Source organism: Streptomyces millisiae, assembly GCF_031845425.1.
Lineage (GTDB): Bacteria > Actinomycetota > Actinomycetes > Streptomycetales > Streptomycetaceae > Streptomyces > Streptomyces millisiae.
Map to the genome: position 1 here is coordinate 59,652 of NZ_JAVREM010000023.1, position 25,520 is coordinate 85,171.

Genomic DNA, 25,520 nt, shown 5'->3' on the forward strand with positions numbered 1-25,520 from the left:
CGGAGCGCCGGTGCGTGGTGGGGGCCAAGGCCCCGCAGGGGTTCCGTCCGGTCTATTGACGGTGGTTTGGGCGGCTCCTATCGTGGCGAGGTCTGTTCATGACAATGTTCTACGTTCCTGTATGTGAACACTCTGGCACCACGCGCGCGAGATCCTCCCCTCTCCCCTTTCCATAGGAGCCGCGATGTCAGCGTTGGACTGGATCGTGGTCGCTGGTTACTTCCTCGTCGTGGTAGCCATCGGCTGGTGGTCGAAGAACCGCATCCACAGCGTGGCCGACTTCTTCACGGCCAGGGGGAAGATCCCCTGGTGGCTGTCGGGGGTGTCGCACCACATGTCGGGCTACAGCGCGGTGATGTTCGTCGCGTTCGCGGCCGTCGCGTACAACAGCGGCATCACCGTCTACTTCTGGTGGCCGCTCACCATCGGACTCGGCGTCGGCGTCGGCGCCTTCCTCTTCGCGGCCCGCTGGAACCGGCTGCGGGCCAAGCACGACGTCAAGTCCCCGCTGGAGTACCTGACCCGCCGCTACAACCTGCCCACCCAGCAGGTGCTCGCCTACAGCGGCGCCGCCCTCAAGGTCGTCGACATCGCCGCCAAGTGGGTCGCGATCTCGGTCCTGTTGCGCGGCTTCGCCGACATCCCCATCGAGGTCGGCATCATCTTCACCGGCATCGCCACCATGGCCTACATGACCGTCGGCGGCCTGTGGGCCGACGTCCTCACCGACATGGGGCAGTTCGTCATCCAGGCCGTGGCCGGCGTCGCCATGCTGCTCGCGGTGATGATCGAACTCGGCGTCGGCTTCCCGTTCACGATGTGGGGCGACCTGCCCGACGGCCACGGCGACCCGGTCAACGGCACCGTCACCACCTGGCTCATCCTCGCGTTCCTGCTAGTGAAGACCTTCGAGTACAACGGCGGCATGTGGAACCTGGCGCAGCGCTACATGGCCTCGCCCTCCGGTTCCGACGCGCGCCGCGCCGCGCTGCTCTCCAGCGCGCTGTGGCTGGTCTGGCCGTTGATCCTCTTCCTGCCGATGATCGCCGCGCCGCTGATCGTGCCCGGGCTGAGCAACGGCGAGGAGTCCTACATCGCGCTCGCCAGGGAGCTGCTGCCGGCGGGCCTGATCGGCCTGATGCTGGCCGGGTTCTTCTCGCACACCATGGCCATGGTGGCCTCCGACTCCAATGTCATCACCGCCGTCATCACCCGCGACATCGCCCCGGTGCTCGCGCCGCGCGTGCGGCGGCTGACGGAGGCCGCGCAGCTGACGTTCGCCCGCGTCACCACGGTGCTGTTCGTCGCCCTCTCCATGACCATCGCCATCACCACCGGCGGCGAGGGCTTCGTGCTCGACACCGTGGTGGAGCTGGTGGCCGCGACCATGGGCCCGATATCCATCCCGCTGATGCTCGGCCTGCTGCCGTGGTTCCGCCGGGTCGGGCCGACCGCCGCCATCACCTCGTGGGCGGGCGGCCTGCTCGTCTGGTACGTCGTGCGCTACGTCGTGGACGGCGCCACCCAGGCGGCCATCGTCGGCCTGCCGCTGCTGACGTCGCTGGTCCTCTACGTCGGGGTCGGGATGCTGCGGCCCGAGCCGAAGCCGGAGACGGACGCGCTGCTCGACTCGCTCAACTCCGATCCCGAGCCGGCCGCCCCCTCCTCCCAGGCCGAGCCGGAGGGCGGCGCGCTGACCGCCCGGTAGACGAACGCGGTGAGCGGCGCGGCCACCGTCCAGCCCAGGGTCTCGTAGAGGGCGCGGCCCTCGTCGGTGGCGCCCAGGACGCCGGTGGTCGCGCCGCGTTCGACGGCCTCGTCGGCGAGCGTCCGCATCACCAGGGAGCCGAGGCCGCGCCGCTGGTGGGCCGGGTGGGTCTCGACCTGGTCGACCACGGCGGCGTCGCCGACCGGGGCGACCTGCCCGCGCGCCGCCAGCGAACCGTCGGCGGCGAACACCCGCGCCCGCGTCACCCCGTCGGTGGTCTCCACGGCGAGGCGGTAGCCGTCGGGCACCCGGGGCGCGGAGGCGCGCAGCGTGGTGGCCATCAGATGGCCGTGGTCGCCCTCGGTCCAGTCCGGGGTGAGCCAGCCGGCCACGGTCTCGACGTCGACGAACACCTTGAGCTGGGTGGTGGGCACGGTGACCGCGCCGACGACGCCCCGGACGCCCGCCTCGTCGGCCGCCGGCAGCACGTGCCGGCCCATGGCGTGGGGGAGGCCGACGTCGATCCGCACCCCCCACGGCCGCTCGACCGGCGGCGGCGTCCCCCGCGACACCGCCCAGCCCGCCGCCCAGGCCAGCACCAGCTCGGGTATGGCCGCGTCCGCGCCGTTCATCACGCCCTCCAGTCGTAATGGTCAGCTCTGCGGTTCGAACATTACATGGGGCGCCTCCTCGGGTCGCCGGCGCCCCGCGTCCGGCAGCAGCGTGAGCAGCCCGAGCACGGCCATGGCGGCGCCCAGCCAGAGCGTGGCGCGCAGCCCCCAGGCGTCGATGGCGAGGGCGCCGAGCGAGGAGCCGAGGATCACGCCGAGCGTGATGAAGGAGGAGTGGACGGTGTTGACCAGCGGCCGGGCGTTGCCGGTGCGCTGCACTCTGGTCACCATCGCCGGGTTCATGGTCACGCCGACCAGGCCGACGCCCAGCAGGAGGGCCACGGCCGCGACCGGCACCTCGGCCAGCAGCGCGAAGCCGGCGAGGAAGACGGCGTTGAGCCCGAGTCCGACGGCCAGCACCGGCACCGTGTGCCGGTCGGCGAGCCGGCCGACGACCGTGTTGCCGACGACGGTCGCCGCGCCGTAGGCGATCAGCAGCAGCGGCACGGTGCCGGTGGCGAAGCCGGTCAGCTCGGTGAGGATCGGGTTGAGGTAGCTGAACGCGGCGAAGGTGGCGCCGATGATCAGCGTGCTGGTGGAGAGCACCAGCCACAGGCGCGGCCGGCGGAACACGCCGCGCTCCTGCCGGAAGCCGCCCTCCCCCTCGGCCCGCGCCAGCGCCGGCACGCCGACGAGCGTCGTCGCCGCCGCGACCACCGCGATCGCCGAGATCACCCAGAACGCGGCCCGCCAGCCGAACCGCTCGCCGACCAGCGTGGACAGCGGCAGCCCGAGCAGGGTGCCGAGCATCAGCCCGTTCATCACCACCGCTATCGCCCGGCCGCGGGTCTCGGCGCGGGTCAGCCGCACGGCGAGCGAGATCGCCACCCCGAAGAACGCCTGCGACGCGACGCCGGTGACGATCCTGGCCGCCAGCATGGTGGCGTAGTCGGTGGCGGTCGCGGCCAGCACGTTGCCGGCGAGGAAGACGGCGAACAGCAGCAGCAGCGCGTTCTTCGGCGTCACCCGCAGCAGCGCCACGGTCAGGAAGGGCCCGCCGACGGCCATGGCCACGGCGAACGCGGTGATCAGATAGCCGACCTGCGGCACGGTGGCGCCCAGGCCGTCCGCCAGCCGCGGCATCAGTCCCGCCACGACGAACTCGCTGGTCACCATGGCGAAGATGCCGAGGGCCAACACGTACACGGCACGAGGCACTGCCCCACTCCTCATCGGGTTCATCGGGTCTCCCGTTATGGATCGATCAGTTCAAAACCTGTCCGCGCGTCACCACGGGCGTTGGCGGACCATGTGTCAGCGCGTCAGCGCAGCAGCGCGCCTAGGGCGATCTCGGCGATCGACTCCAACGTGGCCTGGTCGGCGCCGCCCTGGCTGGAGACCCGGATCCCGGCGATCGTCGCGTTGACGAACCGGGCCAACTCCCCGGGGTCCCGCGTCGAGGCGACGCTGCCGTCCCGCTGCCCGGCGGCCAGCGCCGCCCGCAGCGCGGCCAGCCGCCGCGCGGTGTCCCGCGCCAGCAGCTCCGCCGCCGCCGCGTCCCGCGCCGCCAGTTCGACGGTGGTGTTCACCCCCAGGCAGCCGAGCACCCGCCCGGCGGCCCGGTGTTCGGCCTCTCCCGCGACGATCGACGCCAACAGCGCGCGGACCCGCTCGCCACCCGGCCGCTCGACGTCCTCCAGCACCCCGAGCTGTGCCTCCGTCATCCCGTCCAGATAGCGCCCGAGGGCGCGCCGGAACAGGTCGTGCTTGCTGCGGAAGGTGTTGTAGACGCTGCTGCGCCCGAGCCCCGTCGCCTCGCACAGGTCCTGGGTCGAGGTGGCCTCATAGCCCTTCTCCCAGAACACCCGCATCGCGGCGTCCAGGGCCCGCTCCTCGTCGAACGTCCTGGGTCGGGCCATGCGGTGACCGTAACAGGTTTTGCATCGCTCGGTCCAATACGCGAGGATCCCGCCCGTGAGCCATCTCGTGCGCGACTACGCGCCCACCGACGAGACGTCCTGGCTTCGCTGCCGGGTCCTGTCCTTCCTCGCCACCGCCTACTTCGACGACGTCGACCGCGCCAAGCCGCACATCCCGGCGCCCGGCCCGGCGCTCGTCGCCGTCGCCCCGGCCGGCGCCGTCGTCGGCATCCTCGACGTCCTCGTCGAGGGCGACTCGGCGACCATCGACACGGTCGCGGTCCACCCCGACCACCAGCGGCGCGGCATCGCGCGCGACCTCCTCGCCGAAGCCCGCTCGCGGCTGCGCGCCCTCGGGGTCGTGACGCTGGACGCCTGGACCAGGGACGATCCCGGCACCCTCCACTGGTACCGGGCCATGGGCTTCGCCGAGAGCGACCACTACCTGCATGTCTTCGCCCACGCGTACACCGACCCGGCCGAACCGTCCCGCGCTGTCGCCGAGCCGCACCCCGACCTCCGGCCGGTGGGCCTGTTCCTCCATGCCGACCTGCGCCACGAGCGGGCGATGCGGGAGCGGTTCGCCCGCGTTCACGTCTGCCGGCGCTTCGCCGCGCCCCTGGACGTCCCATAAGGCTTGACTTATATAAGCCTGGGCTGCAAGAGTCCTTCCGTGCACGCATTCGACGTCCTCGGGGACCCCGTCCGGCGCCGGATCCTGGAGTTGCTCGCCGGGGGCGAGCGGAGCTCCGGGGCGGTCAGCGCGGTGATAGGCCAGGAGTTCGGCATCTCCCAGCCCGCCGTGTCACAGCACCTCAAGGTGCTGCGGGAGAACGGCTTCACCACAGTCCGGGCCGACGGCACCCGCCGCCTCTACGCGGTCGACGCCACCCCGCTGCGCGAGGTCGACGCCTGGCTGGACCACTTCCGCGGGTTCTGGAACCAGCGACTCGACGCGCTGGCCACCGAGCTCGCCCGAGGCAGACGAGAGCGAAGGAAGAACGAGGACTCATGAGCGAGATCGCCGACCGGATCAACGCCGTCCACCGCGAGTTGGGGAAGAAGCGCATCCCCGCCGGCGAGGGCACCACCGTCCTGCTGCGGCGCGGCTACGCCGCCCCGATCGAGGACGTCTGGGACGCCTGCACCGACCCCGAGCGGCTGGCCCGCTGGTTCCTGCCGGTCACCGGCGACCTGCGGCTCGGCGGGAGCTACCAGTTGAAGGGCAACGCGCGGGGCGAGATCCTGCACTGCGAACCGCCCCGGCTGCTCCGCGTGACCTGGGTCTTCGGCGAGAACACCACCGACAAGGACATCAGCGAGGTCGAACTGCGGCTCGCCCCGGGCGAGGACGGCGAGACGATCCTCGAACTCGAACACGCCGCCGTCGTCCCCGCCGAGTTCTGGAAGAAGTTCGGCCCCGGCGCCACCGGCGTCGGCTGGGACGGCGGACTGCTCGGCCTCGACCACCACCTGCGGGGCGAAGACCTGGACCCGGCGACCTGGCACGACAGGCCGGAGGCCAGGGAGTTCAACACCCTCAGCGCCCAGGCCTGGGGCGCGGCCCACGCCGCCTCCGGCGCCGACCCGGCCGAGGTCGCGGCGGCGACGGCGGCCACCACCGAGTTCTACGCGCCCGCGGGCGACGCGCCTCAGTAGCCCGGGCGCCCCGGCGGCCGACCGAACGCCATGTCCGATCCCCGCCGGCCGACCGGGGGCGGGGCGGGGAGCCTGGGCGCATGACGACATCCACGGTCGCCTTCCGGGTCCACGCGCTGCCCGGCGAGGTGCTGGCCGACGTGCGGGCGCGCGGCGTCGACGCCTTCGGGACCCCGGCCGAACGCCTCACCGCGACGGGCGGCGAGCCCGTCAGGTGCTGCCTGCGGGACGCCGCGCCCGGCGAGGCGCTGCTGCTCTTCGGCTACCAGCCGCCGCTCCCGGCGGCCAGCCCTTACCGCGAGGTGGGCGCGGTGCTGGCGCACGCCGAACCGTGCGCGGGGCCGGCCGACCTCACCGGCTACCCCGCCGACTGGCGGGGCCGGCCGCAGGTGCTGCGGGCCTACGACGCCCGCGGCTGGATCCACGACGCGACCACCGTGCACGACGGCCGGGACCCGGACCGGGTGATCGCCGAACTCCTCGCGGATCCCGAGGTGGTGCGGCTGCACAGCCGCAACGTCGCCTGGGGCTGCTACATGTTCGCCGTCACCCGTCGGCCGGCCGTGGGCCCGGGCCCGCGCTGACCGCGCGTACGACGGCCACGACATGGACCCCGCCCTGGGGTCGGCCGTCTACGCCGGCTTCGCCGCCGCGGCGGTCTTCCTCGCCCCGGCCGCCGGCACCCGGCGGGCCGCGCCCGCGCGCGTCACCGTGGAGGGGTAGGCGGGCTCAGCACTCCGTCTCGGTGAGCTCCGCGAGCTGTTCGGCCGCGGTGGCGTCGCCGGCCGCGGCGAGGCGGCGCAGCTCGGGCAGGTCCTCCAGCTCGGTGGCCAGCTCGATCAGCTGGTCCGTGGCGGTGGCGCTGCCGGCGTCGGAGAGGTGGCGCAGTTCGGCCAGGTCGCCGCGTTCGCCGGCGAGTTCGACGAGGATGTCGATCGCGTCGCCGTCGCCGCGTTCGGCCAGGGCCCGCAGGGTGGGCAGATCGGTGTCGAAGTCGGTCATGAGGGGAGCTCTCCCGTCGCTCGAAGCCTGTCGCGGTGTGTGTGCCACTCGTCGAGCAGCGCCGGCAGCCGCTCGCTGAGGAAGTCCGCGAGCGCGACCAACTCCGCGAGCGGGGCCCGCCGTTCGGGCGGTGCGTCGGCGAGCAGCGCGAGCCCCTCGCGGAACAGCGCGGCCTGTTCGCGGTGGACGGTGGAGTCGAAGTTCCGCGGCTGCTGGCTCGCGGGGTCGAGCCCCACCCGGTCCATCCGCTCACCCGCGGTCCGCGTCCGCCGCACCAGTCGGTAGGACTCCAGCAGCTTGACCGCGCCGGTGATGGCGCTGCGGCTGGCCAGCAACGCCTCGCCCAACTCGTCGATGGTCTGGCGCGGCGGATCGCAGACCAGGAGATGGCCGAGCAGCCGCCCGGCCATCGGCGGAAAGCCGTGCTGGCGGGCGTAGAAGCGGCCTACGTGGTCGGCGAAGACGAGGCGTGCGTCGTGGGACACGGGGGCGAGCGTAACGCCTTCGGCTGAGATGACACAGATCTCTGTCATCTTGGTTTGCAGTGATCTGCCTCACATGATGTCAGGATCCTGGTCCACGCGGTGTCCTGTGACCGAGCCCCTCGGAGCGAAGGAGACACCATGAGCAGGAACACCGACGTGGTCGTGATCGGCGGCGGATACGCCGGGGTGATGGCGGCCAACCGTCTGACGCGGCGCGACGACGTGACCGTGACCGTGGTCAACCCGCGCCCGGTCTTCGTCCCGCGGCTGCGGCTGCACCAGCTGGTCGCCGGGACCCACGACGCGGTCGTCGACTACGAGACGGTCCTGGCCGAGGGCGTCCGGCTGGTCGTCGACAGCGCGGCACGGATCGACGCGGCCGCGCGCACGGTGACGCTGGCCGGGGGCGGCGAACTCGGCTACGACTACCTGGTCTACGCGGTCGGCAGCGGCGCCTCAGGACCGCGGGTGCCGGGCGCGGCCGAGTTCGCCCACCAGGTCGCGACCCTGGAGGCGGCGCGGCGCCTGCGGTCGGTGCTCGACGACACGCCCGTGACGGCCCGGGTGACGGTCGTCGGGGGCGGTCCGACCGGCATCGAGACCGCCGCGGAACTGGCGGAGCGGGGCCGCGCCGTCACGCTGGTCTGCGGGGGTGCCCTCGGCCCCTACCTGCACCCCCGGGCGCGACGCACCGCCCGTACGTACCTCGCCAGGTTGGGGGTCGACGTCCTCGAAGGCCCAGACACCGCGGTCACCGCGGTGACCCGGGAGGCCGTGGAACTCCGTGACGGCCGCACGGTGCCGAGCCGGGTCACCGTCTGGACCGTGGGCTTCGGCGTGCCCGACCTCGCCCACCGCAGCGGGCTGCGCACCGACGCCGCCGGGCGGCTGCTCACCGACGAGACGCTGACCAGCGTCGACGACGAGCGCGTCGTCGCGGCGGGCGACTCGTCGGCACCGTCCGACCTGCCGTTCCGGATGAGCGCCTACGCCGCGGGATGCCTGGGCGCCCATGCCGCCGACACCGTGCTGAAGCGGATCGCGGGTGAGCGGCCGTCGCCGGTCGACCTGTCGTTCCCGGCCATGTGCATCAGCTTCGGCCGTGGCGCCGGGATCTTCCAGCTCGGCCGCAAGGACGACACCGCGACGCGGCTGTACTTCAGCGGGCCGGTGGGCCGGAAGCTGAAGGAGATCTCCTGCGAGGCCAGCGTCAAGCACCTGGTGACCGAGGCGCGCAAGCCCGGCGCCCACTCCTGGCCCAAGGACGGCAAGCACCGGCCGGCCCAGCTGCGGGCCCGCAGCGGGGACGCGGCGGCGCCGGTCGCGTAGGCACCGGATGCTGTTCCCACCCGCTTCGTCCGCGACCCGGTGGGCCGGGACGAAACGGCCACCGACCGGAGACAGGGAGAAGGACCCCATGAGCACGACAGGTGAAACGGGTGAGACCGGCGGGCGGCGAGGGGCCGGCGGCGAGGACACCCGCGAGGCGACGGAGACGTTCCTCGCCCACCGCAGCCTGCTGTTCACCGTCGCCTACGAGATGCTCGGCTCGGTGGCCGACGCGGACGACGTCCTGCAGGAGACCTGGCTGCGCTGGGTCGAGGTCGACGCGGCGCAGGTCAGAGAACCCCGCGCCTACCTGGTCCGGATCGCCACCCGCCAGGCGCTCAACCGGCTTCGGTCGGTGAAACGCCGCCGGGAGGCGTATGTGGGCTCCTGGCTGCCGGAGCCGCTGCTCACCACTCCGGACGTGGCCGCCGACGTCGAACTCGCCGAGAGCGTGTCGATGGCGCTGATGCTCGTGCTCGAGACGCTGACCCCCACCGAACGGGCGGTCTTCGTGCTGCGGGAGGCGTTCGGGTTCGGCTACGACGAGATCGCCGCCGCGGTCGACAAGACCCCCGCGGCCGTGCACCAGATCGCGCACCGCGCGCGCCGCCACGTCGAGGCCCGCCGCCCGCGCCGGTCGGTCACCGCCCGGCAGGCCGAGGCGGCCGTCGAGGCGTTCCGACGGGCGATCGAGACCCGGGACGTGCGGGGCCTGCTCGACGTGCTCGCCCCCGACGTCGTGGCGATCAGCGACGGGGGCGGCATCCGGCAGGCCACGCCCCGGCCGGTCACCGGCGCCGACAAGGTGGCCCGCTTCATCGTCGGCGGCCTCACCCGGCACGTCGTCAGCCTCGTCGTCGAGGAGACCATGGTCAACGGCGGCCCCGCCCTGGCCCTGCACATGGACGGGGAACTCGACGGCGTCATCGCGGTGCGCGTCGAGGACAACCGCATCACCGGCCTCTACTACGTCCGCAACCCGCAGAAGCTGGCCCACATCGACTCCGAGACCCCGCTCACCCTGCGCTGAGCGCGCACCGCGCCGCCGTCACCGGTCGCCGGGCGCCACGTCCCGGCCCCGGATCGTCGCGGCCGCGCGGCGCAGCTCGGCGAGGACGGTGCGGACCGCCCGGCGCGCCGCGCGCTCCGGGCGGTGCAGGGCGTCGATGTGGCGGTGCGCGTGGACGCCGGCGAGCGGGCGGAGGACCAGGGCCGGGTGCGGGCGGGTGGTCCAGCGCGGCATCAGGGCCAGCCCGCCGCCGGCGGCCACCGCCTCGGCGACGACGGCGAACTCGTTGATGCGGTGCACGAGGTCCAGCCGGCGGCCGGCCGCCGCGGCGATGGCCTCGATGGTGGCCATCAACGGGAAGCCGTCGTGCACGGTGATCCACGGCTGGTCGGCGACATCGCGCGGGTAGAGCCGCCGGCGGGCGGCCAGCGGGTGGCCGGCCGGCAGCGCCACGTCGAGTGGCTCGCGCAGCAGCGTGCTGGCGGTGACCATGCGCGGCCAGGGCGGGGCGTGGTCGAGGCGGTGGGCGAGCACCAGGTCGTAGTCGCGGGTGAGGAGCGGGAAACGGTCCTGGGCCACGTCCTCGTCGGCCAGCGCGAGGCGCGGGGCGTCGGGTCCGGCGAGGCCGCGCAGCAGCAGCGGGAAGAAGGCGGCGGCCGCGCTGTGGAAGGCGGCCAACGAGACCGTGCCGTCGGGGCGTTCGGCGAAGTCGGCCACGGAGTGCCGGGCCCGGGCCAGGGCGGTCTCAACCTCGACGGCCGCGGCGGCGAGCGCCTGGCCGGCGTCGGTCAACACCACGCGGCGGCCGGCACGTTCGGTGAGCGGGACGGGGATCGAGCGCTGCAGCAGCCGCAGTTGCTGCGAGATCGCCGACGGGGTCACGAGCAGCGCCTCGGCGACGGCGCTGACGCTGCCCAGTTCGCCGAGCTCGCGGAGGATGCGGAGCTGCCGGGGGTCCACCCGGAACACTGTAGCTCCGCTACAAGGTCGTTTCAGAAGGTGGTACTGGGCTTCAGCGTCGCCGATGCGGCAGCGTGGTGCCGTGCTCGACGCCCGCCGCACCGACGTGGTGCTCCTGCTGGTCGCGATCGTCTGGGGCTCCAGCTACCTGGCGGCCAAGACGGCCACCGTCGCGCTGCCCGTGCTGGTGGTGCTGTTCGCGCGGTACGCGATCTCGGCGCTCGCCTGCGGGCCGCTGGTCGCCACCCGCCGGCCGACCCGGGAGGAGGCCCGGGGCGGGGCGCTGCTCGGCGTCACCCAGGCGGCGATCCTGGTGCGGCTGGCGGCGGCCGTGGTGCGGGCGGGGCACGTCGCGCTCGTCGGCCGGCTCACCGCCCACCGCCCGGTGCGGCCACTCCAGTTGACGGCCGTGCAGACCGCCGTCGGCACGGCGGCCGTCGCGGTCGGGCTCAGCCTCGGCGGCGAACGGCTCACCGTGCCGGCCGCTCTCGGCGCCGCGCTGCTGGTCGCCGGGACGTACTGGGGGCAGGCCGTCGAGCGCGCCCACCGGACCACCGAGAAGGACACGAGGGACGACGACCCATGCCCGACCACGAGCACGACACCTACCGCCGCCTGATCGAGCTGCTCGACACGACGGGGACGCCGTACCGGCTCATCGACCACGAGCCGGAGGGGGCGACCGAGGCCGTGAGCGCGCTGCGCGGGCATCCGGCGTCGCACGCGGCGAAGTGCATCGTGCTGCGGGTGAAGGTCGACCGACGGACGACGCGGCATGTCCTGGCCGTGGTGCCCGGGGACCGGCGGGTCGATCTGGACGCCGTGCGGACGCTGTTCGCCGCGCGCTACGTCGGGTTCAGCGACGCGGCCACCGCCGAGCGGCTGGCCCGCGCGGTGCCCGGCACCGTGCTGCCCTTCAGCTTCGACCCGGACCTCGAACTCGTCGCCGACCCGGCCGTCGTCGCGAGCCCGGAGCTGTACTTCAACGCGGCGCGACTGGACCGCTCGCTGGTCATGTCCGGCGCCGACTACGCGGCGCTCGCCGGGCCGCGCGTCGAACCCGTCGCCGGGCCGTCGGTGCTCAATCCGCGCACTTCGTCATGGACTTGAGCTCGTCCAGCGACTCGTGCACGAGGTCGGACAGGTCGCGGGTCTCGGCCGCGGCGGTCCAGCGCTCGAAGGCGACCTTGAAGACGGCGATGCCGGCCTCCGCCGTCAGGCTGGCGGCCGGTTCCGGGAGACCGCGCCGGCGCAGGGCGTCGGCGACCGCGGCGGAGAGCCCGGCGAGTTTGGTCAACTCGCGTTCCTGGAGCTCGGCGTTGGCGGCGAGGACGCCCTGCCGGCGGCGCGCGTGGTCCCGGCGCTCCCGGAACGAGTCGGCCGCGGCGTCGAGGGCGGCGGCCACCGCGTCGATCGGGGCCGCGGTGGCGGGCGCGGCGGCGACGGTGCTCGCGAACAGCTCGCGCAGCTCGTCCGAGCCGGCGAACAGGACCTCGCGCTTGTCGGCGAAGTGCCGGAAGAACGTGCGCTCCGTCAGGCCGGCCCGTCTGGCGATCTCCGCCACCGTGGTCTGCCCGTAGCCGCGCTCGATGTACAGGTCGAGGGCCGCCTGCTGCAGGCGGCCGCGCGCGTTCGGCTCCCATCGACCCATGGCGTGAATCCTACGTGATGGCAGTCTCTGACATCGGGTGCTAGTTTTGACGACAGGCACTGACATCCTTCTGCCGTCACGATCGACTGGAGTGCTCGCCATGCGCGTTTTCGTCACCGGCGCGTCCGGATTCATCGGTTCCGCCGTCGTCCCCGAACTCCTCGCCGCCGGCCACGAGGTGGTCGGGCTCGCCCGCTCGGACGCCGCCGCCGCGGCGGTCGCCGCCGCCGGCGCCGAGGTGCTGCGCGGCTCCCTCGACGACCTCGACCGCCTGCGGGCCGGCGCCGCCGCGTCCGACGGCGTCGTCCACCTCGCCTTCATCCACGACTTCGCGCGGTACGAGAGCGCGGCCCGCACCGACCTGCGGGCCATCGAGGCGATGGGCGGCGCCCTGGCGGGCTCCGACCGGCCGCTGGTCATCGCCTCCGGGTTCGTCGGCCTGCCGGCCGGGCGCACCAGCACCGAGCGGGACACGCCGGCCGACTCGTCCCCCCGCGTCGTCTCGGCGCGGGCGGCGCTCGCGCTCGCCGAACGCGGCGTCCGCTCCGCCGTGCTGCGGCTGGCGCCCTCCGTGCACGGCGAGGGCGACGGCGGCTTCCTCGCGACCCTGATCGGCGTCGCCCGGGCCAAGGGCGTCGCCGGCTACCCCGGCGACGGCGCCAACCGCTGGCCCGGGGTGCACCGCAGCGACGCCGCGCGGCTGTTCCGGCTGGCGGTGGAGAAGGCGCCGGCCGGCTCCGTGCTGCACGGGACCGCCGAGGAGGGCGTGCCGACCCGCGAGATCGCCGAGGTGATCGGCCGTCACCTCGGCCTCCCGGTGGCCTCCGTCGACCCGGCGGACGCGGCGGACCACTTCGGCTGGATCGGCGGGTTCTTCGCCGCCGACCTCCCGGCGTCGAGCGCGCTCACCCGCGAACTCCTCGGCTGGCAGCCGACGGGCCCCGGCCTCCTGGAGGACCTGGATCAGGGCCACTACTTCGCCGCGCCGGCCGCCTGAGTCGTCAGGGGGAGACGAACGCGCCGGCGCGGGCCGCGGCCGCCGCGGCCGCCGCGGCGCGGTCGGCGGCGGCCTCGTCCAGCGGGTCGCCGCTGGCGAGCAGGCGGTAGTAGAGGGGAGCCGAGACCGCGGCGACCACCTCGTGCGGGTCCGTGCCGGACGGCAACTCGCCGCGGGCGACGGCCTGTTCGACGCAGGGTGCCCACTCGGCGATGCGGGTGGCGTAGAAGCGGCGGAGCGCGGCGGCCGCGTCCTCGTCGGCGGTGGCGGCGGCGATCACCGCCTTGAACAGCGGGCCCTGGCGCGGGTCGGCGAGGGTGCGGCAGACCAGCCGCGCGTTGGCCCTGAGGTCGTCGAGGAGAGATCCCGACTCGGTGCGGGGCAGGGACTCGGTGGCCATCTCGACGAGCAGGTCGGCGACCAGGCCGGCCGGCGTGGCCCAGCGGCGGTAGACCGTGGTGCGGCCGACGCCCGCGCGGCGGGCCACGTCGGCGAGGTCGAGCCGGTCGAAGCCGTGTTCGGCGAGCGCGTCGCCGGCGGCGCGCAGCACGGCGGCGCGCACGCGTGCGGTCCGGCCGCCGGGTCTGGTCTGGCCGGGCTGGTCGTAACGGGATCCCTGTTCCATTAAGCGCCCCTCCGGTGGTACGCTACCGCACATCGCACTAAAGGGACTGTAGTCCCGTTAATGAAGGTGGGGTGACTCATGGAGTACCGACGACTCGGCGCGTCCGGGCTGACCGTTCCGGCCCTGAGCTTCGGCACGGGCACCTTCGGCGGCCAGGGGCCGCTGTTCGGGGCATGGGGGACGAGCGACGCCGAGGAGGCGCGGCGCCTGGTCGACATCTGCCTGGACGCCGGCGTCACGCTCTTCGACACCGCGGACGTCTACTCGGCCGGCGCCTCGGAGGAGGTGCTGGGACAGGCGATCAGGGGCCGCAGGGACCGGGTGCTGATCTCCACCAAGGCCGCCCTGCCGACCGGCGAGGGGCCGGGCGACGCCGGCACCTCCAGGTCCCGGCTGATCGCCGCGACCGACGCCGCGCTGCGCCGCCTCGGCACCGACCACATCGACCTCTTCCAGCTCCACGCCTTCGACGCCGCCACGCCCGTCGAGGAGGTGCTCGCCACCCTCGACGACCTGGTGCGGGCCGGCAAGCTGCGCTACGTCGGGGTCTCCAACTTCTCCGGCTGGCAGCTGATGAAGTCCCTCGCCGCCGCCGAACGGCACGGCCACCCCCGCTACGTCGCCCACCAGGTCTACTACTCCCTCGTCGGCCGCGACTACGAGTGGGAGCTGATGCCGCTCGGCCTCGACCAGGGCGTGGGCGCGCTGGTGTGGAGCCCGCTGGGCTGGGGCCGGCTCACCGGGAAGGTGCGGCGCGACCAGCCGCTGCCGGCGGGCAGCCGGCTGCACGCCACCGCCGCCTTCGGCCCGCCGGTCCCCGACGAGCTGCTCTACCGCGTGGTGGACGCGCTCGACGAGATCGCCGCCGAGACCGGCAGGACCGTCCCCCAGGTCGCCATCAACTGGCTGCTGCGGCGCCCCACCGTCTCCTCGGTCATCATCGGCGCGCGGAACGAGCGGCAGCTGCGCGACAACCTCGGCGCCGTCGGCTGGGCCCTCACCGACGAACAGGTGGCCCGCCTCGACGCGGCGAGCGCGACCGAGGCGGCCTACCCGTACTTCCCCTACCGCCGCCAGGAGGGATTCGCCCGCCTCAACCCGGCGGTCGTCTGACGCGGGCGTCGGCCAGCGGCTAGAGGCTGATCGTGCCCTGGCCGACGACCACCGTGTGGCCGCCGATGGAGACGGCGCCCGAGGCGTGCGCGGTGGCCTCGATCACGCTGGGCCGGCCCATCGCCACGCCCTGCTCGACGGTGACCGCCAGCTCGCCGCCCTTCGCCAGGGCGGCGACCAGGCCGGTGACGGCGGAGCCGGTGGCCGGGTCCTCGGGGATGGCCGGGGTGTCGGGGAAGGAACGGGCGTACGGCCGGTCGTCGCCGGCGAAGACATACAGGTCGGACGACCAGGCGCCCGCGAGACCCGCGCGCCGGGCCGCCACGTCGACCACGACCCGGTCCACCGTGGCCCGGTCGGCCAGCCGCACGTAGCAGAAGCGGTTGCCGAGGCCGCCGAACCACGCCTCGACGACCTCCCTGGGCGCGAGCGAGAGCGCGGCCGCCACGGCCGGCACGTCCGGGCGCTCCTCGGGGGACTCGTAGGGCGCGGTCACCGTGAAGCGGGCGAAGGAGCCCGAGACCTCCACCGGCACCGGCCCGATGCCCTCCTCGAAGACCAGCCGGCCGCTCGACGCGCGCCCCGACGCGGCCAGCACGGCGGCCGTCCCGACCGTGGGATGGCCGGCGAACACCATCTCCTCGGCCGGGTTGAAGATCCGCACCCGGCAGGTGTGCGCCGGATCGTCCGGCGGCAGCACGAACGTGGTCTCCGAGAAGCCGAACTCCCGGGTGAGCGCCGCCATGTCGGCGTCCGAAAGCCCACGCGCGTCCGGGAAGACCGCCAACTGGTTGCCGCTCAGGGCTCGTTCGGTGAAGACGTCGGCGATGACGAACTCGTGGGACGCCATCAGCCCGCCACCTCGTCACGCCCGCGCGGGGCCGGACCCACGTAGCGCGCGGAGGGCCGGATCAGCCGGCCGGTGCGCTTCTGCTCCAGGATGTGCGCCGACCAGCCGGCCGTCCGCGCACAGGTGAACATCGCCGTGAACATGTGCGCCGGCACCTCGGCGAAGTCCAGCACGATCGCCGCCCAGAACTCCACGTTGGTGGCCAGCACCCGGTCGGGGCGGCGCGCCGACAGCTCGGCCAGCGCGGCCCGCTCCAGCGCCACCGCCACCTCGTAGCGCGGGGCGTCGAGCTCCCGCGCCGTCTCCCGCAGCACCCGGGCGCGCGGGTCCTCGGCCCGGTACACGCGGTGGCCGAAACCCATCAGCCGCTCGCCGGCGTCCAGCTTCCGCCGCACATAGCCCTCCGCGTCGCCGCTCCGCTCGATCTCCTCGATCATGCCGAGCACCCGGGCCGGCGCCCCGCCGTGCAGCGGTCCCGACATCGCGCCCACCGCGCCCGACAGCGCGGCGGCCACGTCGGCCCCGGTCGAGGCGACGACGCGGGCGGTGAACGTCGACGAGTTCATGCCGTGCTCGGCGGCCGAGATCCAGTACGCGTCCAGCGCGGCCACGTGCCGCGGGTCGGGCTCGCCGCGCCAGCGGCGCAGGAAACGCTCGGTGATGCTGTCCGCCTTGTCGATCTCGCGCTGCGGCACCATCGGCAGGCCCGCGCCGCGCGCCGACTGGGCGACGAAGCTCAGCGCCATCACCGCGGCCCGCGCCAGGTCGTCACGCGCCTGGGCGGCGTCGATGTCCAGCAGCGGCCGCAGCCCCCACACCGGCGACAGCATCGCGAGCGCCGCCTGCACGTCCACCCGCACGTCCCCCGAGTGGACCGGGATGGGGAACGGCTCGGCCGGCGGCAGCCCCGGCGTGAACGAGCCGTCCACCAGCAGGCCCCACACCTCGCCGAAGGTGACCTGGCCGACCAGCTCCTCGATGTCCACGCCCCGGTAGCGCAGGGCGCCGCCCTCCCGGTCCGGCTCGGCGATCTCCGTCTCGAACGCGACGACTCCCTCGAGCCCGGGAACGAACTCGGACATCAGGCGGCTCCTCGGTAGCGCGGTGGCGCGCGCCTCGTGGTGGGGGCGGCACGCGATGAATTCGCACGATAAGTCTGGCCGTCACCTTAACTCCCGGTGTCACCGGGCCACAGAGCACGGGACAAAACTCCGAGCCCGGCGAGACTGTCGGCGGCATGTTGCAAGATATCGGCGTGTCCCACGCCGACAACGCCCCCCAAGCCCCAAGCCCGCAGCTCGATCCGGCCGCGATGCGCGCCAGGTACCGTGACGCGGGCCTCGACGAGAGCGACCTGGCAGCCGACCCGTTCGAGCAGTTCGAGCACTGGTTCGCGCAGGCGGTGGACAGCGGGCTGCACGAGCCCAACGCGATGGTCCTCGCCACCGCGGACGCCGCGGGCCGCCCCAGCAGCAGGACGGTGCTGCTCAAGCGCTTCGACCGGCGCGGCTTCGTCTTCTTCACCAACTACGGCTCCCGCAAGGGCCGGGACATCGAGGCGAACCCGCTCGTCTCGCTCCTCTTCCCCTGGCACGGCATCGCCCGCCAGGTGATCGTCTCCGGCACCGCGGAGCGCACCGGGCGGGACGAGACGGCCGCCTACTTCAGGACCCGGCCGCACGGCTCGCAGCTCGGCGCGTGGGCCAGCGAGCAGTCGTCGCGGGTGGCCTCGCGCGCCGAGCTCGACCAGCTGTACGCGGAGCTCGCCGACCGCTACCCGGAGGGCGTGGACGTGCCGGCGCCCTCGCAGTGGGGCGGCTACCGGGTGGTGCCCGACGCCGTCGAGTTCTGGCAGGGCCGGGAGAACCGGCTGCACGACCGGCTGCGGTATGTGCGGGCGGGCGGCGGGTGGGCCGTGGAGCGCCTCTGCCCTTAAGGGGAGCGCCTCTGCCCTTGAAAGGGAACTCAAAAGAGCAAAAGAACGATCCGCGGGCCTGGTCCCCCGGGCCTCGCGGCCCCGGGGAGCCGGCCGGACTTACCGGCGGCCCGCGGATCGGGTGACTGCTTGGTATTGCCGGGCGGTGCCGGCACCACACGTCGTGGGACGGCGACCGCTAGGCCGCAGTCACCTCACGCGTCCGGTTGTCATACATCTGCCGAACCACCTCCCTTCTCGTGTAGCCCACACGCTAGGCGCCGCCCCCGGGGTGTCACAAGCGAATTTCGAAGCGGTCCCACGAGCACCAGATTCGGCCGAACCCTATGTGACGGGCGTCACCGTGCAGTTGAATGGTCCGGCGCACGCGACAGGCGGCTCACTCTCCTGTGCTGGGGGTACCAGGTGACCACTCACTCCGAGGTTTCCGGCCGGGTCTCGGCCCCCGGCAGGGCCACGACCGCCGACGACCGGCTGCTGGCCGCACTGCTTGACGGCATGGAGGCGGCTCTGTTCGCGGTCGACACCGCCGGCCGGATCACCCACTGGAACCGGAAGGCCGAGCGGATGCTCGGCTGGTCGCGCGAGCAGGCCGTGGGCCGGGCCGGGCTCGGCGGCTGGGCGGTGCGGGAGGCCGACGCCGCCGACGTGATGGACCGGCTGCTGGCCGCGCTGCGGTCGCCGGCCGAGGACGGCGCAGGACGGCCCTTCCAGGAGTTCCCCCTGGTCAGGAAGGACGGCGGCCGGATACTCGTGCGGGCCAAGACCACGGCCGTGCGGGAGCCGGACGGCCGGCCGACCGGCGTCTACTGCGCCTTCGGCGAGGCGCACGCCCAGCTCGACCTGGAGCGGAACCTGGCGCTGAGCGAGGCCCTGCTCGGCGAGTGCGGCTCCTGGGCCACCGTGCTGCTCGACGCCGACCTGCGCACCGTGGCCGTCAACGACGCCGCGGCCGAGGCGCTCGCGGTGACGCCGGTCGACATGCTGGGGGAGCCGCTCGGCGAGTTCTTCGGCGCGGGGCTCGACGAGCTGGAGAGCGGCCTCGAACAGGCCCTCGCCGGCCAGCCGCCGGCCGGCCCGGTCGAACTGTGGCTGACGCTGCTCGACGACGGCACCCACGAGGACGGCTTCGGCGAGCCGAGCTCGGGCCCCTCGGGGGACGCCCGACGCTGCCTGGTCAGCGGCTTCCTGCGGCTCGGCGCGCCGGCCGGTCCCGAGCCGGCGCCGCTCGGCGTGGCCTGGGTCTTCCAGGACGTCACCCGCGCCAGGCGGCAGGCGCGCGGCGTCGCCAGGCGGCGGTTCAGGGACGAGCAGCTGTCGCGCGCGGCCAGGGCGGCGGCCGAGTGCGAGGACCCGCTGGAGGCTGCGGTGCTCCACCTCCACTACGCGCTCCCCGGCTTCGCCGACCACGCGCTGCTCGACACCGTCTCGCCCAAGGCCGCCACCCTGGTGCGGACCGCCGAGAGCCCCGGCGCCTTCGGCGCGGCCTCGGGCGCCCGCGGGGTGGCCGTCCGCTACCGGCAGGGCCATCCGGCGCTCCAGGCACTGGAGCGTGGCATGGCGGTGCGGGCCACCGGCGGCGTCTCCCGGTCCAGCTGGGCGGTGGAGCACCGCTGGCCCAAGGACGCGGAGCACGCGCTGTGCGTGGTGCTGCGCAGCCGGGGCCGGAGCCTGGGGGTGCTCACCTTCCTGCGCGGCGCGAGCCGACGGCCGTTCGACCGCGCGGACGCGGCCTACGGCGAGGACGTGGCGCTGCGGGTGGCGTCGGCGGTCGACCTGCACGGTCCGGCGCGGACCTAGCTGGCTGGCTGACTGGCCAGCGGGCTAGCGGCGCCAGAGGATGCGGTCGGCGTGTTCGGCGAAGACGCGCTCGTTCCACTCATGGCCGCCGTCCACGTTGGCCGAGCGCAGCAGCGGCGGCTGCGTGCCGCGGGCCGCGAGCAGGCCGGCCGCCTCGGCGACCACGGCCTGGAGCAGCGCGCAGGTGACGACCGTGGAGGCGGGCGCGAACGGGGCGTCGACGCCGTCGCTGGTCAACGTGGTGTCGCCGTAGGGCACGTGGCTGTCGAGGACCACGTCGCAGTGGTCCCTGAGGAAGGTGCCGGAGGGATGACGGGATCTGGTGAGCTCGGCGTAGGCCGCCGAGGTCGCGCCGATCACGGTGAGGCCGCGGGCCCTGGCATGGCTTGCCATCTCGACGGGGAGCGTGTTCCGGCCGGAGAGGGAGACGACGATCAGCAGGTCGCCGGCCTCGGCCGGGCTGCTGTCGAGCGCGGCGGTGGCCAGGCCGCCGACGTGTTCGAGGGCGCTGCCGAGGGTGGCGGGGGAGACGTCGACGCCGCTGGTGCCGGGGACGGTCAGCAGGTTGACCAGGGCCAGGCCGCCGGCCCGGTAGACCAGGTCGTGGGCGGGGAGCGCGGAGTGCCCGGCGCCGTAGGCGAAGAGCCGGCCGCCGGCGGTGACGGTGTCGGCGATCGCGGCCGCGGCCTTGGCGATCGCGGCGCCCTCGCGGTCGCGCACCTCGCCCAGCAGCCCGATGGCGGCGTCGAGGAAGCGACCGCCGAGGGTGGCGGGGGAAACGTCGCCGCGGGTGTTCTCCGTCACGCCCCACACCGTAATGGTCTGGACCAGAGCGGTGTCAAGACGCACGCACCTCGCGCGGTCGAACGGGAACGGTTGTCGGTGGCGTGCGTCAGAATTGGCACAGGGCCACCGCACGAGATATCGAGGGGCGCTTTATGTCCGGACTCATCGACACCACCGAGATGTACCTCCGCACCATCCTGGAGCTGGAGGAGGAGGGGGTGGTACCGATGCGCGCCCGCATCGCCGAGCGTCTCGAGCAGAGCGGTCCGACCGTCAGCCAGACGGTGGCGCGGATGGAGCGGGACGGCCTGCTCACCATCGCCGGCGACCGCCACCTGGAGCTGACGGCCGAGGGGCGGCGCCTCGCCCAGCGTGTGATGCGCAAGCACCGGCTCGCCGAGTGTCTGCTGGTCGACGTGATCGGCCTGGAGTGGGAGCACGTGCACGCCGAGGCGTGTCGCTGGGAGCACGTGATGAGCGAGGCCGTCGAGCGGCGGGTCCTCAAGCTGTTGAACCACCCGACCGAGTCGCCCTACGGCAACCCGATCCCGGCGCTCGCCGAGCTCGGCGAGGCCGGCGAGGCCGACCCGTTCCTCTCCGAGGGGATGGTCGCCCTCTCCGAGCTGGACTCGGACGGCGGCAAGACGGTGGTGGTCCGGCGGATCGGCGAGCCGATCCAGACGGACGCGCAGGTCATGCACACGCTGCGGCGGGCCGGCGTGCAGCCGGGCGCCTCGGTCAGCGTCACGGCGGGCTCCGGCGGGTCCGTCCAGGTCGGCAGCGGGGGCGAGTCCGCCGAGCTGGCGCACCACGTCGCGATGCACGTGTTCGTCGCCAAGGGGTGACACCCGGGCGGCGCGGGCCCGTCCCGGAGGAGTGAGAGCTCTCCGGGGCGGGCCCTTCGTATCGGTCGCTTATCTCACACGGCTTTCGAACTCGTATTCGATATCGTGGTCTTCGGTCGTTCGGTCACCCGAGGCCGGAGGAAGGGACGGAGGTCATGGCGCGGTGCGTGGACGTGGTGGGGCACGGCGGCGTACGTCTCGCGGCCTGGGAGTTCACCGAGGGCGGCGACCCGGCCGCTGAGGAGCGGCCCGCCGTGGTGCTGCTGCACGGCCTGATGGGCCGGGCCGAGCACTGGGCGTCGGCCGCGCGCTGGCTCTCCCGCCACTACCGGGTGGTGGCCCTCGACCAGCGCGGCCACGGCCGGAGCGAGAAGCCGGGCAGCTGGCCGCTGGACCGGGACGTCTTCGTGGCGGACGTCGAGGCGGTGATCGAGCGCCTCGGCCTCGGCCGGGTGGCGCTGGTCGGCCACGCCATGGGCGCGCTGATCGCCTGGCGCCTCGCGGCCCGCCGCCCCGACCTGGTGCGGGCCCTCGTCATCTGCGACATGCGGGCCGCCGCGCTCGGCGCGGTCTCCCAGCGGGAGCTGCGCGGCTGGCTCTCCTCCTGGCCCCTGCCCTTCCCGAGCCGGGCCGCCGCCAGGCGCTGGTTCGGCGAGGAGGACCCCTCGCTCGACCACCCGAGCCCGGCCCGCGGCGAGTTCTTCGCCGCCGTGATGGCCAAGCGCGCCGACGGCTGGCGGCCGGTCTTCTCCCGCCGCCAGATGCTGGCCGCCAGGGAGGGCTTCGCCCACGACGCCCACTGGGACGAACTGGCCGGCGTCAGCTGCCCGACGCTGGTGATCCGCGGCGTGGACGGCGTGCTCGGCCGCGCCGAGGCCCACGAGATGGTCCGCGTCCTCCCCGCCGGCCGCTACGCCGACATCCCCGACGCCGGCCACCTCGCCCACCTCGAACGCCCCCACGAATGGCGCGCCATCGTCGAACCCTTCCTCACCGAGACGGCACCGCGACGCTCCGCGAAGCGGTAGACCCCGCACCGCGCCGCCGCGCGCCGCCTGCCGGCGGGCTGGGCCGGGCCGCGTCGCCGCTGCGCGGCGCCTGGGCCGTGCCGTCGGCTCGCGGTGCGCTCCGCCTGGCGGTGGGCGCGGCTGGTTGCCGTTGCGCGGTGGCTCACCGCGTTGAGCGGCGGGTTGTGGTGGCGGACGGGCGGTTCGGGCGCGGCCCGGCTGCGTCGCCGCTGCGCGGCGCCTGGCGGCGCCCGGCCCTGCCGGAGGCTCGCCGGGGCGCGCGGCGCGCGGTGGTGGCGGGCGTGCCGGACCTGGCGTAGAGCTCGGGCGTGTGGCCCGCGTGCCGCCTGGCGGTGAGCCGGGTACGTGGCCGCTGCGCGGCGCCTGGGCCGTGCCGGCGGCTCGCGGTGCGCTCCGCCTGGCGGTGGGCGCGGCTGATTGCCGTTCCGCGGTGGCTCGCCGCGTTGAGCGGCGCGTCGTGGTGGCGGACGGGCGGTTCAGGCGCGGCCCGACTGCGTCGCTGCTGCGCGGGGCTTGGCGGCGGGCCGGGCTGCGTCGTCGGTGTGCGGCGCCTGGCCGTGACGGCGGCTCGCCGCGCCAGGCCGCGGGCCGGGCACGGCCGGAGAGTGCTCACGGCGCGCGGCCGGGTTGCCGGCTCGACACCTGACCGCGGCGGCTGCCGGCCCGCCGGGCATCCGCCCGGCGGTGCGCTCCGCGAGGGCGCGGTTTCGCGTCGGCGCGGCACCGCACCGGCGGCGCGCCGGGCCCGGCACCCGCCGGTGGCCTCTCCCGCCGCTACGCGGCGGCACGCACGTCAGCGTGGTTCCTGGCCGCAGGCGTAGGCGAGCGGGGCCAGGAGGTCCTCGACGTCCGGCAGCCATCGGTTGGCCGGGTTCGGGGGGCGTACCCACTGGACCGAGCCGCGTGCCCCGACCCGGGTCGGGGGCGCGACCACGAAGTCGCCCTCGCCCCGCACCGTCAGCTCGGGACCCACCGCGGCCCAGCCCAACTGCCGCAGCAGCCCCGGGACCCTGGGCGCGCTCCCCGGCGCCACGAGGAACTGCATCCGGCCGAACGGCGTCTGCGTCACAGGACCGAGCGCCGCGCCCATCCGCTCCATCCTGGCCAGCGCCAGGCAGCCCGCCGTCTCCGAGACCTCGAGCGCGTCGAACGAGCGGCCGGTCGGCAGCAGGATCGCCGCGCGTGGCTCCTCCGTCCACAGCCGGCGGGCGGCGGCCACACTTCCCGTCGCCTGCGCGGTCCAATCGGGGCGCGTGGGGTGTGCGCCGGGCGCGCGGCACCCGGGAACAGCGCACGAACAACCGATCCTGCCGCGGCTCGTCTCCAGCCACGTGCCGGGCAGGACGTCCCAGCGGCGCTCGTCGGTGTAGCGGACGGCGTGCTCGAGCAGCGATTCGGCACGTGGGACGGTCAGGGTCGGGGACATCGAGGACAGGGGGGACACAGTCGGTCTGGTGGCTCGCGGGGAGACTCCGATGGGCTTATCCACGCCCGCACCAACGCCCGTTGCTCCGGATGGGTTACGGCCCGGCGCGCGACTGGCGTGTTCCGGCCGGTCCCGCACGCGGGGCGCATCGGTGCATCCGGAGGGGCATACGGGATGGAGTCGGGGCTGTACGGGCAGTGATGTGCCGGGATCTCCCCGGGCAGCCCGTCAGCAAGGGAGCCGGTGATGACTGCCAGACCGTCCGCGAGTTTTCTCCCCCCGGTAACGACCGGAAGGCGCCACCAGGGTGTGCCACCCGCACGCCAGCCGAACGAGAGACTGCTGGCCCTGATCCGCGAGGCCGGCTGCTCGAACGCGGGCCTCGCCCGCCGCGTCAACATGTGCGCCGCCGAACGCGGCCTCGACTTCCGCTACGACAAGACGTCCGTGGCGCGCTGGATCCGCGGCCAACAGCCGCGCGGCCGCGCCCCCGAGATCATCGCCGACGCCATCGGCCGCAAGCTCGGCCGCGCGGTCACCGTGGACGAGATCGGCATGGGCGCGTCCCGCCAGCTCACCTCGGCCGTCGGCCTGCACTTCGCCGCGGGGCTCGCCGAGAGCGTCGACCAGGCCGCCGAGCTGTGGCGCTCCGACGTCGTGCGCCGCGAGACCGTCGACGCCACCGGGCCCTACGCGGCCGGCGGCGCCCAGGTCGCGCCGTCCGCGCTGGTGGAGCCGAGCCGCGACTGGCTCATCACCCCGGCCGACACCGAGGTGGCCCGCGCCTCCGGCCCGCGCGTCGGCACCGCAGACGTGGAGGCCGTGCGGGCCACCACGGCCGCCCTGATCGACCTGGACCGGCGGTGGGGCGCCGGGCACGTCAGGCCGGTCGTCGTGCACTACCTCAACAGCGTCGTCGCCGGGCTGCTCGGCGGCTCCTACCGGGAGGCGGTGGGCCGCGAGCTGTTCGGGGCCGCCGCCAGGCTCACCGAGCTGGCCGGCTACATGGCCATCGACACCGGCCTCCCCGGGCTCGCCCAGCGCTACTACATCCAGGCGCTGCGGCTCGCTCAGGCGGCCGGCGACCGGGGCTTCGGCGGCTATGTGCTGGCGGCCGGAATGAGCCATCTCGCCGCCGAGCTCGGCAACCCGCGCGAGGTGATCCAGCTGGCCAGGGCCGCCCAGGAGGGCACCCGCGGCCGGATCACCCCCAGGGCCGAGGCGCTGTTCCTGGCCGCCGAGGCCCGCGGCCACGCACAGCTCGGCGACCGCGAGAGCTGTCGCCGGGTGGCCGCCGGCGCGCTGGCCGCGTTCGAGCGGGCGGGCGACGCGTCGGGCGAGGAACCGGCCTGGGTCGCCCACTTCGACGCCGCCTACCTCGCCGACGAACTCGCCCACTGCCACCGGGACCTGGGCCAGGGCCGGGCCACCCAGCAGCGCGCCACCGAGGCGCTGGCCGGCCACCCGCCCGGCCGGGCGCGACGCCGCGCGGTCGGCCTGCTGCTGCTGGCCACCGGCCAGCTGCAGGAGGGTGATCTCGAACACGCCTGCCAGACCGCGGACGAGGCCGGCACGCTGCTGCACGGACTGCGCTCCGGCCGTGGCTCCGAGTACTTCGCTGACTTCAGGGCACGCCTCGAACCGCACCGGGCCGAGCCGCGGGTGCGGGAGTTCGCGGCGCGCTGGCAGTCGCCGTGAGCCGCCGGTGACTTGACGACCGGGCCACGGCGCGACGACTCTCCTCGGGAGCCGGTAGCGTGGCCCGGCGAATCGGCCTGGAA

27 protein-coding genes and 1 pseudogene are annotated in these 25,520 nt (G+C 74.4%); 16 read left to right on the forward strand and 12 right to left on the reverse strand.

Features of this window, described 5'->3' with window-relative positions; genetic code table 11:
- Positions 1-184: 184 nt before the first annotated feature.
- Positions 185-1,708: a sodium:solute symporter family protein gene (locus tag RNC47_RS18560; RefSeq protein ID WP_311600167.1), complete on the forward strand. Its 1,524-nt coding sequence runs from the start codon at positions 185-187 to the stop codon at positions 1,706-1,708.
- A gap of 32 nt (positions 1,709-1,740) precedes the next feature.
- Here RNC47_RS18560 and RNC47_RS18565 read toward each other — a convergent pair.
- The 3 genes and pseudogenes from RNC47_RS18565 to RNC47_RS18575 form a co-directional block, all read right to left on the reverse strand.
- A pseudogene (locus tag RNC47_RS18565) lies at positions 1,741-2,340 on the reverse strand (GNAT family N-acetyltransferase); the annotation flags it as partial.
- Positions 2,341-2,361: 21 nt separating this feature from the next.
- Positions 2,362-3,537, reverse strand: coding sequence for an MFS transporter (locus RNC47_RS18570; protein ID WP_311600168.1), 1,176 nt, complete (start codon positions 3,535-3,537; stop codon positions 2,362-2,364).
- Positions 3,538-3,641: 104 nt separating this feature from the next.
- On the reverse strand, positions 3,642-4,238 hold the full coding sequence (locus RNC47_RS18575) for a TetR/AcrR family transcriptional regulator (protein ID WP_311600169.1): 597 nt from the start codon (positions 4,236-4,238) through the stop codon (positions 3,642-3,644).
- A gap of 55 nt (positions 4,239-4,293) precedes the next feature.
- Here RNC47_RS18575 and RNC47_RS18580 point away from each other — a divergent pair, with 55 nt between their 5' ends.
- The 4 genes from RNC47_RS18580 (at position 4,294) to RNC47_RS18595 (ending at position 6,481) form a co-directional block, all read left to right on the forward strand.
- Entirely contained in the window at positions 4,294-4,872 is a 579-nt protein-coding gene (locus RNC47_RS18580; RefSeq protein WP_311600171.1) for a GNAT family N-acetyltransferase, read from the forward strand.
- A gap of 39 nt (positions 4,873-4,911) precedes the next feature.
- Positions 4,912-5,253 (forward strand): ArsR/SmtB family transcription factor, encoded by a 342-nt coding sequence (locus RNC47_RS18585; RefSeq protein WP_311600173.1) that lies wholly within the window; start codon positions 4,912-4,914, stop codon positions 5,251-5,253.
- The gene (locus RNC47_RS18590; RefSeq protein ID WP_311600175.1) at positions 5,250-5,897 is read left to right on the forward strand and encodes an SRPBCC family protein; all 648 of its coding nucleotides are present in this window, start codon (positions 5,250-5,252) and stop codon (positions 5,895-5,897) included. The genes RNC47_RS18585 and RNC47_RS18590 overlap by 4 nt, the downstream gene beginning before the upstream one ends.
- 80 nt (positions 5,898-5,977) lie before the next feature.
- Positions 5,978-6,481: a DUF1203 domain-containing protein gene (locus RNC47_RS18595; RefSeq protein WP_311600177.1), complete on the forward strand. Its 504-nt coding sequence runs from the start codon at positions 5,978-5,980 to the stop codon at positions 6,479-6,481.
- Between the two features lie 145 nt (positions 6,482-6,626).
- Here RNC47_RS18595 and RNC47_RS18600 read toward each other — a convergent pair whose 3' ends face one another.
- On the reverse strand, positions 6,627-6,899 hold the full coding sequence (locus RNC47_RS18600) for a hypothetical protein (RefSeq protein WP_311600179.1): 273 nt from the start codon (positions 6,897-6,899) through the stop codon (positions 6,627-6,629).
- Positions 6,896-7,384, reverse strand: coding sequence for a GbsR/MarR family transcriptional regulator (locus tag RNC47_RS18605; RefSeq protein ID WP_311600181.1), 489 nt, complete (start codon positions 7,382-7,384; stop codon positions 6,896-6,898). Before RNC47_RS18605 ends, RNC47_RS18600 begins: the two co-directional genes overlap by 4 nt.
- A 138-nt stretch (positions 7,385-7,522) precedes the next feature.
- Here RNC47_RS18605 and RNC47_RS18610 point away from each other — a divergent pair, with 138 nt between their 5' ends.
- Positions 7,523-8,713, forward strand: coding sequence for an NAD(P)/FAD-dependent oxidoreductase (locus tag RNC47_RS18610; protein ID WP_311600182.1), 1,191 nt, complete (start codon positions 7,523-7,525; stop codon positions 8,711-8,713).
- 88 nt (positions 8,714-8,801) lie between these two features.
- Positions 8,802-9,743 carry an RNA polymerase sigma-70 factor gene (locus RNC47_RS18615; protein ID WP_311600184.1) on the forward strand — a complete coding sequence of 314 codons (942 nt, stop codon included), beginning with the start codon at positions 8,802-8,804 and terminating at the stop codon, positions 9,741-9,743.
- Positions 9,744-9,761: 18 nt separating this feature from the next.
- On the opposite strand, the gene RNC47_RS18620 is transcribed toward RNC47_RS18615, so the two are convergent.
- Positions 9,762-10,682, reverse strand: a complete 921-nt coding sequence (locus RNC47_RS18620; protein WP_311600186.1) for a LysR family transcriptional regulator — start codon at positions 10,680-10,682, stop codon at positions 9,762-9,764.
- Between the two features lie 64 nt (positions 10,683-10,746).
- Here RNC47_RS18620 and RNC47_RS18625 point away from each other — a divergent pair, with 64 nt between their 5' ends.
- Positions 10,747-11,301 (forward strand): hypothetical protein, encoded by a 555-nt coding sequence (locus RNC47_RS18625; RefSeq protein WP_311600188.1) that lies wholly within the window; start codon positions 10,747-10,749, stop codon positions 11,299-11,301.
- Positions 11,265-11,792: a YbaK/EbsC family protein gene (locus RNC47_RS18630; protein ID WP_311600189.1), complete on the forward strand. Its 528-nt coding sequence runs from the start codon at positions 11,265-11,267 to the stop codon at positions 11,790-11,792. Before RNC47_RS18625 ends, RNC47_RS18630 begins: the two co-directional genes overlap by 37 nt.
- Here RNC47_RS18630 and RNC47_RS18635 read toward each other — a convergent pair.
- Positions 11,764-12,333, reverse strand: coding sequence for a TetR/AcrR family transcriptional regulator (locus RNC47_RS18635; RefSeq protein WP_311600191.1), 570 nt, complete (start codon positions 12,331-12,333; stop codon positions 11,764-11,766). The genes RNC47_RS18630 and RNC47_RS18635 overlap by 29 nt on opposite strands.
- A gap of 100 nt (positions 12,334-12,433) precedes the next feature.
- Between RNC47_RS18635 and RNC47_RS18640 the strand changes: the two genes are divergently transcribed.
- Positions 12,434-13,330, forward strand: a complete 897-nt coding sequence (locus RNC47_RS18640) for an SDR family oxidoreductase (RefSeq protein WP_311600193.1) — start codon at positions 12,434-12,436, stop codon at positions 13,328-13,330.
- A gap of 4 nt (positions 13,331-13,334) precedes the next feature.
- Here the strand turns inward: RNC47_RS18640 and RNC47_RS18645 are convergent, their stop codons facing one another.
- The gene (locus RNC47_RS18645; RefSeq protein ID WP_311600194.1) at positions 13,335-13,955 is read right to left on the reverse strand and encodes a TetR/AcrR family transcriptional regulator; all 621 of its coding nucleotides are present in this window, start codon (positions 13,953-13,955) and stop codon (positions 13,335-13,337) included.
- Between the two features lie 78 nt (positions 13,956-14,033).
- Here RNC47_RS18645 and RNC47_RS18650 point away from each other — a divergent pair, with 78 nt between their 5' ends.
- Positions 14,034-15,068, forward strand: a complete 1,035-nt coding sequence (locus RNC47_RS18650) for an aldo/keto reductase (protein WP_311600196.1) — start codon at positions 14,034-14,036, stop codon at positions 15,066-15,068.
- Positions 15,069-15,087: 19 nt separating this feature from the next.
- Here RNC47_RS18650 and RNC47_RS18655 read toward each other — a convergent pair whose 3' ends face one another.
- Entirely contained in the window at positions 15,088-15,918 is an 831-nt protein-coding gene (locus RNC47_RS18655) for a PhzF family phenazine biosynthesis protein (RefSeq protein ID WP_311600198.1), read from the reverse strand.
- On the reverse strand, positions 15,918-17,000 hold the full coding sequence (locus RNC47_RS18660; protein ID WP_311600200.1) for a citrate synthase 2: 1,083 nt from the start codon (positions 16,998-17,000) through the stop codon (positions 15,918-15,920). The genes RNC47_RS18655 and RNC47_RS18660 overlap by 1 nt, the downstream gene beginning before the upstream one ends.
- 155 nt (positions 17,001-17,155) lie before the next feature.
- On the opposite strand from RNC47_RS18660, the gene pdxH reads away from it, so the two are divergent.
- The gene (gene pdxH / locus RNC47_RS18665; protein WP_394814812.1) at positions 17,156-17,854 is read left to right on the forward strand and encodes a pyridoxamine 5'-phosphate oxidase; all 699 of its coding nucleotides are present in this window, start codon (positions 17,156-17,158) and stop codon (positions 17,852-17,854) included.
- Positions 17,855-18,259: 405 nt separating this feature from the next.
- Positions 18,260-19,654 carry a PAS domain-containing protein gene (locus RNC47_RS18670; RefSeq protein WP_311600202.1) on the forward strand — a complete coding sequence of 465 codons (1,395 nt, stop codon included), beginning with the start codon at positions 18,260-18,262 and terminating at the stop codon, positions 19,652-19,654.
- 24 nt (positions 19,655-19,678) lie between these two features.
- Here RNC47_RS18670 and RNC47_RS18675 read toward each other — a convergent pair whose 3' ends face one another.
- Entirely contained in the window at positions 19,679-20,458 is a 780-nt protein-coding gene (locus RNC47_RS18675) for an SIS domain-containing protein (RefSeq protein ID WP_311600204.1), read from the reverse strand.
- Positions 20,459-20,592: 134 nt separating this feature from the next.
- On the opposite strand from RNC47_RS18675, the gene RNC47_RS18680 reads away from it, so the two are divergent.
- On the forward strand, positions 20,593-21,285 hold the full coding sequence (locus RNC47_RS18680) for a metal-dependent transcriptional regulator (protein WP_311600206.1): 693 nt from the start codon (positions 20,593-20,595) through the stop codon (positions 21,283-21,285).
- Between the two features lie 155 nt (positions 21,286-21,440).
- The gene (locus tag RNC47_RS18685) at positions 21,441-22,313 is read left to right on the forward strand and encodes an alpha/beta fold hydrolase (protein ID WP_311600208.1); all 873 of its coding nucleotides are present in this window, start codon (positions 21,441-21,443) and stop codon (positions 22,311-22,313) included.
- A 793-nt stretch (positions 22,314-23,106) separates the two neighbouring features.
- Here the strand turns inward: RNC47_RS18685 and RNC47_RS18690 are convergent.
- Positions 23,107-23,739, reverse strand: coding sequence for a bifunctional DNA primase/polymerase (locus RNC47_RS18690; RefSeq protein WP_311600209.1), 633 nt, complete (start codon positions 23,737-23,739; stop codon positions 23,107-23,109).
- Positions 23,740-24,048: 309 nt separating this feature from the next.
- Here RNC47_RS18690 and RNC47_RS18695 point away from each other — a divergent pair, with 309 nt between their 5' ends.
- Positions 24,049-25,437, forward strand: a complete 1,389-nt coding sequence (locus RNC47_RS18695) for a transcriptional regulator (RefSeq protein WP_311600210.1) — start codon at positions 24,049-24,051, stop codon at positions 25,435-25,437.
- Positions 25,438-25,520: the final 83 nt, after the last annotated feature.